The 13,384-nt window shown below is 62.2% G+C and carries 14 protein-coding genes and 1 pseudogene; all 15 read left to right on the top strand.

Annotated features, from left to right (window positions below; translation table 11 throughout):
- Positions 1 to 95 (top strand): annotated as a pseudogene (locus FB009_RS25605) (cytochrome-c oxidase, cbb3-type subunit III); the annotation flags it as partial.
- Between the two features lie 223 nt (positions 96 to 318).
- Complete coding sequence (ccoG, locus tag FB009_RS25600) at positions 319 to 1,893, top strand: cytochrome c oxidase accessory protein CcoG (RefSeq protein ID WP_011970731.1); 1,575 nt, start codon at positions 319 to 321, stop codon at positions 1,891 to 1,893.
- Entirely contained in the window at positions 1,890 to 2,393 is a 504-nt protein-coding gene (locus FB009_RS25595; protein ID WP_011970730.1) for a FixH family protein, read from the top strand. Before ccoG ends, FB009_RS25595 begins: the two co-directional genes overlap by 4 nt.
- Positions 2,390 to 4,663 carry a cation-translocating P-type ATPase gene (locus FB009_RS25590; RefSeq protein WP_127582241.1) on the top strand — a complete coding sequence of 758 codons (2,274 nt, stop codon included), beginning with the start codon at positions 2,390 to 2,392 and terminating at the stop codon, positions 4,661 to 4,663. Before FB009_RS25595 ends, FB009_RS25590 begins: the two co-directional genes overlap by 4 nt.
- Positions 4,660 to 4,866: a cbb3-type cytochrome oxidase assembly protein CcoS gene (gene ccoS / locus FB009_RS25585; protein ID WP_011970728.1), complete on the top strand. Its 207-nt coding sequence runs from the start codon at positions 4,660 to 4,662 to the stop codon at positions 4,864 to 4,866. The genes FB009_RS25590 and ccoS (FB009_RS25585) overlap by 4 nt, the downstream gene beginning before the upstream one ends.
- A 29-nt stretch (positions 4,867 to 4,895) precedes the next feature.
- Entirely contained in the window at positions 4,896 to 5,576 is a 681-nt protein-coding gene (locus FB009_RS25580; protein ID WP_011970727.1) for a Crp/Fnr family transcriptional regulator, read from the top strand.
- Positions 5,577 to 5,977: 401 nt separating this feature from the next.
- Positions 5,978 to 7,633 (top strand): cytochrome-c oxidase, cbb3-type subunit I, encoded by a 1,656-nt coding sequence (gene ccoN, locus FB009_RS25575; protein WP_024312063.1) that lies wholly within the window; start codon positions 5,978 to 5,980, stop codon positions 7,631 to 7,633.
- Positions 7,634 to 7,637: 4 nt separating this feature from the next.
- Positions 7,638 to 8,390, top strand: a complete 753-nt coding sequence (ccoO, locus tag FB009_RS25570; protein ID WP_011970725.1) for a cytochrome-c oxidase, cbb3-type subunit II — start codon at positions 7,638 to 7,640, stop codon at positions 8,388 to 8,390.
- A 21-nt stretch (positions 8,391 to 8,411) separates the two neighbouring features.
- Positions 8,412 to 8,582, top strand: a complete 171-nt coding sequence (locus tag FB009_RS25565) for a CcoQ/FixQ family Cbb3-type cytochrome c oxidase assembly chaperone (RefSeq protein WP_011970724.1) — start codon at positions 8,412 to 8,414, stop codon at positions 8,580 to 8,582.
- Positions 8,573 to 9,454 (top strand): cytochrome-c oxidase, cbb3-type subunit III, encoded by an 882-nt coding sequence (gene ccoP / locus FB009_RS25560; protein ID WP_011970723.1) that lies wholly within the window; start codon positions 8,573 to 8,575, stop codon positions 9,452 to 9,454. The genes FB009_RS25565 and ccoP overlap by 10 nt, the downstream gene beginning before the upstream one ends.
- Positions 9,454 to 9,645, top strand: coding sequence for a hypothetical protein (locus tag FB009_RS25555; RefSeq protein ID WP_011970722.1), 192 nt, complete (start codon positions 9,454 to 9,456; stop codon positions 9,643 to 9,645). Before ccoP ends, FB009_RS25555 begins: the two co-directional genes overlap by 1 nt.
- Positions 9,646 to 9,672: 27 nt before the next feature.
- Positions 9,673 to 10,479 carry a DUF2189 domain-containing protein gene (locus FB009_RS25550; RefSeq protein WP_024324923.1) on the top strand — a complete coding sequence of 269 codons (807 nt, stop codon included), beginning with the start codon at positions 9,673 to 9,675 and terminating at the stop codon, positions 10,477 to 10,479.
- A gap of 2 nt (positions 10,480 to 10,481) precedes the next feature.
- Positions 10,482 to 12,749, top strand: a complete 2,268-nt coding sequence (locus tag FB009_RS25545) for a cation-translocating P-type ATPase (RefSeq protein ID WP_127658634.1) — start codon at positions 10,482 to 10,484, stop codon at positions 12,747 to 12,749.
- Positions 12,746 to 13,009 carry a cbb3-type cytochrome oxidase assembly protein CcoS gene (gene ccoS / locus FB009_RS25540; protein ID WP_024312068.1) on the top strand — a complete coding sequence of 88 codons (264 nt, stop codon included), beginning with the start codon at positions 12,746 to 12,748 and terminating at the stop codon, positions 13,007 to 13,009. Before FB009_RS25545 ends, ccoS (FB009_RS25540) begins: the two co-directional genes overlap by 4 nt.
- Positions 12,993 to 13,304, top strand: coding sequence for a membrane protein (locus tag FB009_RS25535; protein WP_024312069.1), 312 nt, complete (start codon positions 12,993 to 12,995; stop codon positions 13,302 to 13,304). The genes ccoS (FB009_RS25540) and FB009_RS25535 overlap by 17 nt, the downstream gene beginning before the upstream one ends.
- Positions 13,305 to 13,384: the final 80 nt, after the last annotated feature.

Genomic DNA, 13,384 nt, shown 5'->3' with positions numbered 1-13,384 from the left:
AGCACGGCGTCATGCCCGCATGGCTGCCGCGCCTCGGCGATCCGGTGGTGAAAGAGCTTGCGGTCTTCGTTCATTCGCTCGGCGGCGGCGAGTAGAGGCCCTCGATCAATCGGCCGTGCACCCGCGCGGCCGATTCCTGGTCACGGGCAGGCGTGGCCAGATTTCGTTCGTGAAGGGAGCAACCGCTCCCTTCAACGCCCTATGGGTGTCGCTCCACAGCTGGGGCATCCCGCGCGTACTTGACGCAGATCAAGGTGACCGGAGTGCACATCGGCAAAATTCGTCTCACAAGGGAAACTATCGCCGGGACCTGCCTGCATGCTCCACCAGCCGATAACCAAAGATCCAGTCGAACGCCTCGACGCCGAAGCGGTCAATTCCGCCCGCGTGCGAGGGCCGCTCTACGAGAAGCGCCGGAAGATCTTCCCGAAGCGGGCCGAGGGCCGCTTTCGCCGGTTCAAGTGGCTATTGATGCTGATGACGCTCGGCGTCTACTATCTGACGCCATGGATCCGCTGGGACCGCGGGGCGCATGCGCCGGATCAGGCAGTCCTTATCGACCTCGATTCCCGGCGCTTCTATTTCTTCTTCATAGAAATTTGGCCGCAGGAATTCTTCTTCGTCGCGGGGCTTCTGGTGATGGCAGGCTTCGGGCTTTTCCTCGTGACCTCTGCGGTCGGGCGGGCTTGGTGCGGCTACGCTTGCCCGCAGACCGTCTGGGTCGATCTCTTCCTCGTCGTCGAGCGCTTCATCGAGGGCGACCGCAACGCGCGCATGCGCCTAGACGCCGCACCGTGGAGCCTCGACAAGATCCGTAAGCGCGTGGCCAAGCATGCCATATGGCTGGCGATCGGTGTTGCGACCGGCGGCGCGTGGATATTCTATTTCGCCGACGCGCCGTCGCTGTTGGTGAGTTTGGTCGCACTCGACTCGCCGCCGGTCGCCTATAGCACGATCGGCATCCTGACTGCTACGACCTACGTCTTCGGCGGACTGATGCGGGAGCAGGTCTGCACCTACATGTGCCCATGGCCGCGCATCCAGGCGGCCATGCTGGACGAGAACTCGCTCGTCGTCACCTATAACGACTGGCGGGGGGAGCCGCGCTCGCGGCATGCGAAAAAATCGGCTGCGGCCGGCGAGGTCGTCGGAGATTGCGTCGACTGCAACGCCTGCGTCGCCGTCTGTCCAATGGGAATCGACATCCGCGACGGCCAGCAGCTCGAGTGCATCACCTGCGCGCTCTGCATCGACGCCTGCGACGGCGTGATGGATAAGCTCGGCCGCGAGCAGGGGCTAATCTCATACGCGACGTTCAGCGACTATGCCGCCAACATAGCTCTCGCGACGAGCGGCACGACCGCGGCGATCGATCCGAGCCGCGTGCGCGACGCCGATGGCGCTTTCCGTGACAAGGTGAGGCATCTCAACTGCCGCATCGTCTTCCGGCCCCGCGTTCTCGTCTATTTCGGCATCTGGGCGATTGTCGGACTCGGTCTTCTTTTCGGCCTGCTGGCGCGCGACCGGCTGGAGCTGAACGTCCTGCACGACCGCAACCCTCAGTTCGTCGTCGAATCCGACGGCTCGGTGCGCAACGGCTACATGGTCAAGCTTCTCAACATGATCCCAAAACAGCGCACCATCAGCCTGACGATCGAGGGTATGCCCGCCGCCACCATACGCATGGCCGGACAGGCAACGGACGATGGACGCAGCATCACCATCGGAGTCGAGCCGGACAAGGTCACCTCGCTCAAAGTCTTCGTCACTTTGCCGAAAGGCAGATTCGCCGAGGCTGAAGAGGGCTTCTCCCTCATCGCGGAGGATCCGTCCAGCCACGAACGCGATGTGTATCAGGCCAATTTCAATCTACCGGGAGCAGCAAGACGATGAGCACGGCAACGAAACAGTGCAGTCCGGAGCGCGGATTCACCGGTTGGCACATGGTGGCGGTCATGAGCCTCTTCTTCGGCACCATCATCTCCGTCAACCTCGTCATGGCCTGGAACGCAAGCCGAAGCTGGAGCGGCCTTGTCGTAGAGAACACGTATATCGCTAGCCAGCAGTTCAACGGCAAGGTAGCCGAGGGTCGCGCCTTTCAGGCCAGCGGCATCAAGGGGCGGCTAACGGCCGGACGCGACGCAGTCCGCTACGTCCTTACCCGCAACGGAGAACCGGAGCGACAAATCGACAAGGTTATCGCCGTTTTCAAACGACCGGTTGAGGAGCATGAGGACCTTCGCGTCGAGCTCCACCCTCGGGGCGAGGGCGTTTTTGTTTTGGGTGAAGAGCTGCGGGCCGGTCAATGGATCGCCGCCATGACGGCCATGGAGGGGGATGCGGTGGTCCACCGTCACACTGTACGCTTCATCGCAGAGGGAAGAGACAAATGAGCTGCTGCGCCGTTGGTGCGGCAACCATGGTTGCCGAAGGAAGGCAGGCGTCGCCCGCGTCCGAGGAACTTTGGCTTGCGAGCCGGGACCTCGGAGGCGGGTTGCGCCAGACGGAGCTAAGCGTCCCCGGCGCATATTGCGGCGCCTGCATCGCCACGATCGAAGGAGCGCTGCGCACCAAGCCCGAAGTCGAACGCGCCCGCGTCAACCTCTCCTCCCGTCGCGTTTCAATCGTCTGGAAAGAGGAGGTCGGCGGTCGTCGGACCGATCCTTGTGATTTCTTGCATGCCATCGCCGAGCGTGGATATCAGACACACCTCTTTTCGCCCGGCGGGGAGGAAGGCGACGACCTGCTGAAGCAGTTGATCCTCGCGGTCGCCGTTTCCGGCTTCGCCGCGACCAATATTATGCTGCTCTCCGTGTCAGTCTGGTCCGGGGCAGATGCGGCCACCCGCGATCTCTTTCATTGGATCTCGGCGCTTATCGCCGGACCGGCGCTGATCTATGCTGGCCGCTTTTTCTACAAGTCGGCATGGAACGCCGTTCGCCACGGGCGAACCAACATGGATGTGCCGATCGCGCTCGCCGTCAGCCTTTCCTATGGCATGTCGCTCCACGAGACGATCGGTCATGGCGAACATGCCTGGTTCGATGCATCCGTGACCTTGCTGTTTTTCCTGCTGATCGGCAGAACGCTTGATCACATGATGAGGGGCCGTGCACGAACGGCGATCAGCGGTCTCGCACGCCTGTCGCCACGCGGGGCCACCGTCGTTCATCCGGATGGCTCGCGCGAGTACCGCGCCGTCGACGAGATCAAGCCAGGTGAACGCCTGATCGTCGCTGCTGGCGAGCGTATCCCCGTCGATGGACGGGTGGTGTACGGGACGAGCGATATCGATCGGTCCGTGGTCAACGGCGAGAGCTCGCCGGCGGTGGTCGCCACAGGGGATACGGTTCAGGCCGGCACGCTCAACCTTACGGGTCCGCTGACGCTGGAGGCGACCGCCGCGGCGCGCGATTCGTTCATCGCCGAAATCATCGGAATGATGGAGGCTGCCGAGGGGGGGAGGGCGCGCTACCGACGTATCGCCGACCGCGCCGCTCGCTTTTATTCGCCCGCCGTCCATCTGCTGGCGCTTCTGACCTTCGTCGGCTGGATGCTGGTGGAGGGAGATGTCCGCCATGCCCTGCTGATCGCGGTGGCGGTGCTCATCATCACATGCCCCTGCGCACTCGGTCTTGCCGTTCCGGTCGTCCAGGTCGTTGCAGCCGGTCGGCTATTCCAGGGCGGGGTGATGGTCAAGGATGGCTCGGCAATGGAGCGTCTCGCCGAGATCGACATGGTGCTCCTCGATAAGACCGGCACGCTGACCATCGGCAGACCGCGGCTCGTGAATGCGCACGAGATCGCACCTTGTCGGCTCGCGAAGGCGGCGGCTATCGCGTTGCATTCGCGCCATCCGATCGCAGTAGCGATTCAGAATTCGGCACGGGCAGTCTCGCCGCTTGCCGGCGGCATCCGGGAAATTCCCGGCGCGGGCATCGAAGTGAAAACCGAGGACGGCGTCTACCGGCTCGGGAGCCGCAATTTTGCGGTCGGCAATCCGGGCTCTGACGGCGGACAATCGCAGGCAATCCTGTCGTTGGATTTTCGCGAGCTTGCCTGCTTTCGGTTCGAGGACCGGCCGCGCCCGGCTTCGCGCGAATCGATCGAAGCCCTTGCCCGACTGGACATTGCGACCGGAATCCTGTCCGGCGATCGGGAACCCGTGGTGGCGGCCCTCGCCGGCAGCTTGGGGATTTCGAATTGGCATGGCGACCTCTCGCCACGCGAAAAGGTCAAGGCATGCGACGCTGCCGCCGAGGCAGGTCACAAGGCACTGGTAGTGGGGGACGGCATAAACGACGCGCCCGTTCTGCGTGCAGCGCATGTTTCCATGGCTCCGGCGACTGCCGCCGATGTCGGACGCCAGGCCGCCGACTTCGTCTTCATGCATGAGCCGCTTTCGGCAGTTCCCTTCGCCATCGAGACTTCGCGACATGCCGGCCGACTTATCCGGCAGAACTTCGCGCTCGCCATCGGCTACAACGTCATCGCCGTACCAATCGCAATTCTTGGTTACGCGACTCCGCTCATTGCCGCTGTAGCGATGTCCACCTCGTCGCTAGTGGTAGTCTTCAATGCTCTGAGACTGAAGCGAACCCTTGCTGCCGGTAAGGTCGCGAAAGCAGCCGCATTGATCCAATCAGGGGCGGTGACCTCATGAACACCCTCATCTACCTAATACCGGTCGCACTCAGTCTCGGTGGTCTGGGGCTCGTCGCATTTCTGTGGGCGCTCAAGAGCGGGCAATACGAGGACCTCGACGGGGCGTCCTGGCGCATACTCGATGACGGCGATGGGGAGGGTGACTCAAGCCAGGCTAGCTGTTTGACCAAGATCAACTTACCGAAACCGACAGAGGGCTAAACTGGTGGGTGTTTATTGGGACATGCGCAATGGAGACACTGCAATTGACTTCGAGCGATTGGACCACTTTGTTGGGTTCGCGCTTCTTCGTGCGGCTGCCGCGCTCCACCGTGGAGGCCATTCTCGAGGAGACGAGGCTGTCCACCTACGAGGAGCACGACGTCCTCTTCCACCAGGGCGACAGCATCGGCGACGTGTTCTTTGTACTTTCAGGTCTGATCCGCCTCTACCGTGTTGGGAAAGACCGGCGCGAGGCAGATGTCGCCGTGTTGTCAAAAGGCGAAATGTTTGCCGAGAACGCCATTTATCTAGGGCGTGCCACCGCCAGCGCGGAGGCTGCCGAAGCATCCGTAATTGCGCGCATTGACAGTTCTAAGCTTCGCAAAATCGCGGCCGCAGACCCCGATGTGGCACAGGCTTTCATTGAGCATCTCTGCCATCGAGGCAAAATGACGGAAGACATGCTCGCGCAAGATCGTCTGCTCACCGCTACGCAGCGCGTTGCAAGCTACATCCTCAGCCATTGTCCAAACGGCACCAACACAAGCTTCTCGTTCCGCTTGCCGTTCCAGAAGAACATACTTGCAGGGAAACTTGGCGTCGCCCCGGAAGCCCTGTCCCGCGCCTTCTCGACGCTGCGCCAGTCCGGAGTCATCGTAAAAGGCCGGATGATCGAAATTCACGACAGGCACGCGCTGGAGCGGTTCTGATGCGACCTTCTTCGCTCGTCGGGCACGCCGCGGATCTACCCCTCATAGTGCTCCCGGTGATCAGCCCATTCGAGCTTCTTCCTAAATTCTGTGCCAGCGAAGGAACTGGGTCGACGCCAAGGTGGTGAAGAGCTGTTCCGGACCCTGTCGACACCGGCTTCAGGAGCGCAGCGAAGTCCAGGTCGTTTTCCTCCAGCGCGGCTTAGATTGCCAGCCCCATTTGATCTAACAGGTTTTAAAAATAAGGCTCTGTTGCAGTTGCACTGGGAGCCATATGCCGTACCTTGGAGCACCGAACCACAAGGATAGATGCGCATCGGCAAAACATCGGTCTAAGCCTTGATTTGTTACCCTGGGAGATAGATGCTCGTTTCAGGGCTGTCATGCGAGGGAGCGGCTTCATGGGACAGTTGACGACCCGCGAACGGGATCTGGCCGCGGCAATATTGCTCGTCCTGGCTATTGTCGGCATTGCCATGGCGGCAGCAGGCCGGTTCGATCCGATCGGGGTACATGGGGCTATCGTCCTCTTATACAGCCTCGGCCTGCTGTATCTCATCATGTCCAGCTCTTTCGGACCTCCTCCGGACCCGTCGCGAATCTCGCGCTATTACGACGATCCCATCAAGGTCGGCGTCTGGTTTACGCTGTTGTGGGCGATCTTCGGCATGTTCATCGGCGTCTGGGCGGCGGCGCAGCTTGCCTGGCCTAGCCTCAATTTCGACACCGCCTGGGCGAGCTTCGGGCGGATCAGGCCCGCCCACACGACCGGGGTCATTTTTGGGTTCGGCGGCAACGCCCTGATCACAACCTCGTTCCATGTGGTTCAAAGGACCTCGCGCGCCCGGCTGGCGGATCAACTCAGCCCGTGGTTCGTTCTGTTCGGCTACAATCTATTCTGCATCGTGGCCGTGACCGGCTATTTCATGGGCGTGACGCAATCGAAGGAATATGCGGAGGCGGAATGGTATGCCGACCTCTGGCTCGTTATCGTCTGGGTCACCTATTTCGTCCTTTACATCCGTACGCTGGCGCGCCGCAGGGAGCCTCACATTTACGTCGCCAACTGGTACTACTTGGCCTTCATCGTGGTCGTGGCGATCCTACACATCATCAACAATCTTACGGTTCCGGTCTCCCTCGGCCATGCCAAGAGCTACACGATCTGGCCGGGCGTGCAGGACTCGATGGTGCAGTGGTGGTACGGGCACAATGCGGTCGCCTTCTTCCTGACGGCAGGCTTCCTGGCGATGCTCTACTATTACCTGCCGAAACGAGCCGAGCGGCCCATCTTTTCCTACCGGCTTTCGATCCTCAGCTTCTGGGGCATAACCTTTTTCTACATGTGGGCCGGCTCCCACCACCTTCACTACACGGCCCTGCCGCACTGGGTACAGAACCTCGGAATGACGTTCTCGGTAATGCTGCTGGTTCCCTCATGGGCATCGGCCGGCAACGCCCTGCTGACGCTGAACGGCGCATGGCACAAGGTTCGTGACGACGCGACGCTGCGCTTCATCATGATGGCCGCCTTCTTCTACGGCCTCTCGACCTTCGAGGGCTCGTTTCTCGCGGTTCGTCCCGTCAATTCGCTGTCGCACTACACCGACTGGACTGTCGGCCATGTCCATGCGGGGGCCCTGGGCTGGGTGGCGTTGATCACCTACGGGTCGCTCTACACGCTCGTGCCGGCGATCTGGAAGCGCGAGAGGATGTATTCGGCGGCCCTCGTCGAGGTCCATTTCTGGCTCGCCTTCGCCGGCACCGTCATCTACGTCTTCGCAATGTGGAACTCGGGCATCATCCAAGGTCTGATGTGGCGGACCTATACCGGGGAGGGGACGCTCGCCTATTCCTTCGTGGACTCACTCGTGGCGATGTACCCCTACTATATCGCCCGCGCCTTTGGCGGCCTGCTGTTCCTGATCGGAGCCGTCGTCGCCACCTACAACATCTGGATGACCGTTCGCGGCGTCCCCGCTCTGGCCGAGCGGCACGAGGATGTTCCGGTTGCCGCGCATCTAGCGGACGGCGCGGCAACGGGACCGGCGGAGTAGGAACATGCGCGAACTTATCCATCGAAAGCTCGAGCGGACGGCGATCGGATTCGTGCTGGCGATCATCCTGGCGGCCAGTGTCGGCGGCATCGTGGAGATCGCTCCGCTGTTCACCATCGACGAGACCGTCGAAGACGTCGAGGACATGCGGCTCTACACGCCGCTGGAGCTCGCCGGCCGCAACATCTATATCCGCGAGGGCTGCTATGCCTGCCACAGTCAGATGATCCGCACGCTGCGCGACGAGGTCGAGCGCTACGGCCCGTTCTCGCTGGCGGTCGAATCCAAATATGACCACCCGATGCTGTGGGGATCGAAGCGAACCGGACCGGATCTCGCAAGGGTAGGAGGCAAGTATTCCGATTTCTGGCACGTAGCCCATCTCACCAACCCGCGGGACGTCGTGCCGGAGTCGAACATGCCAGCCTATGCCTGGTTGGCGCGAACCCCGCTGCGCCTCGACGATCTCGGCTCTCATCTGGCGGCGCAGCGAAGCGTTGGCGTGCCCTATACCGACGAAATGATAGAGAACGCCGCACGCGATGCTTTCGGTCAGGCGGTGCCCGACAGCGAGCAGGCATCGGGCGTCACCGAACGATATGGCGAGGAGACCCAGGTCAGCGCCTTCGACGGGGTCGCAACACGGGTCACGGAAATGGATGCACTCGTCGCGTATCTGCAGATCCTCGGACGGCTGACAAAGGCGGCATACCAGAACACCGCAGCGCCGGAACAGGTACCCGATCCAAGCGATTGAACGAAAAAGGGATAAATCGTCATGGACGTGACGCACGCGACACTGGTCGAGGCAGCGAAGAGCTGGGGGCTCTTCTATCTCATCGGATTCTCAATCTGCGTCATCATCTACACGTTCTGGCCGGCTAACCGGGAGCTTTTCGATCGCGCCAAGAAGGGAATTCTCGACAAGGACGACCAGCCATGGACGTAGAGGAAGTCGATCCGATCAGCGGTAGAAAGACCACCGGACATGAGTGGAACGGCATAAAGGAGCTCGACACGCCGGTTCCCCGAGGAGTGCTGCTTTTCCTGGTCGTCACCCATGTCTTCGCCCTCCTCTGGTGGGTGCTGTTGCCGACGTGGCCGCTCGGCACCACCTACACCAAGGGCCTGCTCGGAATTGACGAGCGGAACGTCGTCGAAGAGAAGCTTGCCGCCGCGGCTGCAGCCAGGGCGGTTTGGGAGAAGAGGATCGATACGCTCTCCTACGAGCAGATAAGGGCGGACGAGGGGCTGATGGCGACGGTCCGCTCTACCGGCCATCAGGTGTTCGGCGACAACTGCGCCGTCTGCCACGGCGTCGACGGAAAGGGCCGGAGCAACTATCCGGACCTAACCGACGATGACTGGCTTTGGGGCGGTGGACCGGAGGATATCGAACAGACCCTCAGGGTCGGTATCAACACGCGGCATATCGAAAGCCGCGTTGCTCAGATGCCCTCGTTCGGACGTGACCAGATGCTCGAACGCAACCAGGTCCGTGACGTCGCCGCCTATGTCTATTCGTTGACCAATCCCGAATACTCCACGCCGGAAAACATCGGCCGTATCGAGGCGGGCAGAGAAGTGTTCCTCACGACTTGCGCCGCCTGCCATGGCGAGGACGCGAGAGGCAGTCGGGAGGTCGGCGCTCCGAACCTGACCGACGCCTACTGGATCTATGGCGGCACGATGCAGAGTATCATCGAGTCCGTCCACGGCGGGCGCCAGGGTCACATGCCGACATGGGATGAGCGGCTGACGCCCGCGGAGATCAAAATTCTGGCGCTCTATGTCAACTCTCTGGGCGTGGAGAAACCGTGATGACGAAGGCTGCCGGCAGACGAAGCAGGTCGCTTCTAGGCTGGTGGGGCCTTGTCGCCGCGGCCGTCTTTCTCGCTGCCAACGCCCACATGCTTTACGTCGCGATCGACAGCGATCCCGGATGCGCCGCTCACCTGAAAGAGACGGGATCGGCGCCGGGACAGTACAGGGCCGCGAAATCATCCTGCTAACGTCATGGTGTACCCGTGGAGAGACATATGTCCGGGACTGGAAAGTTACAGCGGTGGGTAGGCGAGGTCTCAGGCATAGAGGAGACCTGGAATCCGAAGTGGCAACGCCATCTGCCGGCCCAGGCACCCTTTGAGTGGTTGGCGAAAGGTTGGCGTGACCTGATCACTTACCCGATGCTCAGCCTGAGCTACGGGGTTGCCGTGTTTGTGGTTTCCTTCCTGATCATCTGGCTCCTGTTCGCCACCGGACGGGACTATTTCCTGTTCCCCGCAGTGGCCGGCTTCATGATCATCGCGCCGCTGCTCGCCACCGGGCTTTATCTGAAGAGTTCGCGCCTCGAGCGATCCGAGCCGGTCAGTCTCGGGAGCATGCTGCGCGTCAGACCGGTGGCCGGCGCCCAGGTGTTCTTCACCGGGCTTCTGCTGTGCATGCTCATGCTGCTGTGGATGCGCGCGGCCGTGCTCATCTATGCCTTGTTCTTCGGGGTGCGGCCGTTTCCCGGCCTCGGGCATGTCACGCAAATGCTGCTGACGACGCCCACCGGCTGGGCCATGCTTGCAGTCGGTGTTTTCATCGGCGCGATTTTTGCCGGATTTTCCTTTGCCATAAGCGTGTTCTCCATCCCGATGCTGCTCGACCAGCGCATCGATGCGTTCACGGCAATGGGCGTCAGCGTGGCGCTCGTCTGGAACAACCTCCGTCCGATGCTCGTCTGGGGCGCGATCGTGCTGGGACTGTTCCTGCTCAGCGTCGCCACCGGGCTGCTGGGTCTGGTCGTGATCTTCCCCTTGCTGGGGCATGCCACCTGGCACGCCTACAGAGCGGTGCGCTAGCCATGTCCTGCTGCTCCGGCATTGCTGTTCCAATCACCGCGGGCGCGGGCGACAAGTCAGCGCGTGCGGAGGAGATCCGCCTGGCAAGCCGCGACTTGGGCGACGGTCTTCGCCAGACCATATTGACGCTGCCCGATGTACATTGCGCAGCCTGTATTGCTGCCGTGGAACGCGCTCTCCGGAAAATCTCCGGAGTCGAGCTTGCCCGAGTGAACCTGTCGAGCCGTCGGGTCACCATCAACTGGCGGGGCAATGACGACGAGAGTCCGGATTTCGCCGCGGAACTTGCTAAAATCGGCTATGCCTCGCATCTGGCCTCCATCGAGGAGGACGGCCAGGATCCGGTACTTTCCTCCCTCTTGAAGGCGCTCGCGGTCGCCGGTTTCTCGGCGATGAACATCATGATCCTCTCGGTATCGGTCTGGTCCGGAGCCGATCCCGCGACGCGCCATGCTTTCCATCTGATCTCGGCGGCGCTCGCTCTGCCGGCGATCGTCTATTCCGGCAGGGTCTTCTACCGCTCGGCCTGGGAGGCACTGCGGCATGGTCGCACCAACATGGACGTACCGATCAGCGTCGGCGTTCTCCTCGCCTTCGCGCTCAGCGTCTACGACACCCTTCACAACGCGGCCTATGCCTATTTCGACGCAAGTACTTCGTTGTTGTTCGTCCTGCTGGCAGGGCGGACGCTGGACCACCTGATGCGGGGCAGGGCGCGTTCCGCCGTGGGAGCGCTTGAAAGGCTCGCGCCGCGGGGCGCCAATGTCATCCGGGCGGACGGCGCGATCGATTACGTGCCGCTTTCCGAGATCAAGCCGGGCATGCATTTGCTCGTCGCCGCCGGAGAGCGCGTGCCGGTCGACGGCGTTGTCGTCAAAGGAGCCTCGGAGCTCGATTGTTCTCTCGTTTCAGGGGAGAGCGCGTGGAAGCGTGCCGAGCCGGGAATCGCGCTGCAGGCAGGCGTGATGAACGTAGGCAATCCGCTGACCCTGTTGGCGACCGTGTCCGCCGACGGTTCCTTTCTGGCCGAAATGACCCGCATGATGGAGGCTGCCGAGAGCGGGCGCTCCACTTACCGTCGCATCGCTGATCGCGCCGCAAGCCTGTACGCGCCTGTCGTGCACGGCGTCGCCCTCCTTTCGATGTTCGGGTGGTTTTATGGAACCGGAGATCTCCACAAGTCCGTCACCATTGCCATAGCCGTGCTGATCATTACCTGCCCCTGCGCCCTTGGACTTGCCGTTCCGATGGTGCAGGTGGTCGCGGCCCGGCGCCTCTTCGAACGAGGCATCATGGCGCGCGACGGATCCGCATTCGAGAGGCTGAACGACATCGACACCGTGCTCTTCGACAAGACCGGAACGCTGACCCTCGGCGAGATGCGCCTGGTCAACGCGGGCGACGTTCAGCCCCGGCTCCTGTCGCTGGCAGCCGCGATGGCGAGGGTCTCGCGGCATCCCGCGTCCGCCGCCATCGCCCTGGCGGGCGCCGGACGGCATACCGCGCCTGTGGAGTTCGACAGCCTGGAGGAGGTTCATGGCTGCGGAATCGAGGGTCGGGCAGGGGACGCGGTCTACCGGCTCGGACGCCCGTCGTGGGCGTCGAATGCGACGCAAGTCGACCTGGGGACGGCGTCGGCAACCGTGCTGTCGAAGGACGACGAAACGATGGCGGTTTTCGCGTTCGAGGAATCCGTCCGCCCCGGTGCTCGCGAGCTTGTCCAGACGCTGCGCTCGGCCGGCGTTTCGGTGCGCATCCTTTCGGGAGATCGTAGTGCCGCGGTTTCGTCCATCGCCGGGCAATTGGAAATCGAGGCGTTCTCGGCTGAGCTGCTTCCGGATGAAAAGGTCGAGGCCATCAGGGCACTCGCGGCGAAAGGCCGCAAGGTGCTGATGATCGGCGATGGTCTCAACGACGCGCCGGCGCTGGCGGCCGCGCACGTGTCGATCGCCCCGTCGTCGGCAACGGACGTCGGACGGAGCGCATCCGACTTCGTCTTTCTCGGACAGAGCCTGCTGGCTGTCCGAGACATCATCCTGACCGCGGCGAGGGCCGACGTGCTGATCCGTCAGAACTTCGCAATGGCAATCGCCTACAATGTCGTCAGCGTGCCCTTCGCGATTGCCGGACTGGTTACGCCGCTCGCTGCTGCGCTTGCCATGTCCCTGTCCTCGATCGTTGTCGTTGGAAACGCGCTGCGCCTAGGTGCAAAGGTTAAGAAGGGGCCGCGCACCTTCGGCGCGACCAAGCCAGCCACGGTGAAGATATGAATTATCTTGCTCTCCTCGTTCCGGTTGCCTTGGCGATGGGCTTCGTCGGACTACTGGCATTCTTCTGGTCGCTGCGTTCCGGGCAATACGATGATCTCGACGGAGCGGCCGAGAGGATCCTGCTGGACGACGAGGAAGACGAGGGACCGCTGGCGGACCCGGTTCGGAACGGAACTGCCAACAGACGCCAGTGTTCTCGCCCGAAAGAGGACGATGAATCGAAGCTCTATTCCGGAGTATCCAATGCCAAACACGGATGAACGCCAGCGGGCCACAGAGGGGCCAGATCCGACACAGAAAGAGGTTCCCGACCGGCAGATCGATCCGTCGGAGTCCGTCACCCTGTTTGCAATTGCCCTTGGAGCGATCGGCGCTCTAGTCGGACTCGTCGCCGGTATCGCTTTCCTGTCGGACGCCGCTTTGGGGGCTGTCGTCCTCAATTGCCTGATTGCGGTCCTTGCTGGCGGTTCTGCGGGCGTGGTCGCCGGGGGGACGCTGGGAGCTGCGATCGGCGTCATGCGTGGGGTCAGGGTGCCCAAGCAAGTTGACGGGTGAAAGCCGCAATCACGTTGCCGCCTTAATTGACCGCGGCGACAGCGGATATCTCTACGACACCAACGGTTGTTGATCTGGAA

The sequence above is a fragment of the Sinorhizobium medicae genome (assembly GCF_007827695.1).
GTDB lineage: Bacteria > Pseudomonadota > Alphaproteobacteria > Rhizobiales > Rhizobiaceae > Sinorhizobium > Sinorhizobium medicae.
Note: the sequence above shows the minus strand (reverse complement) of the source record. Positions and strands in the feature narration are given on the sequence as shown.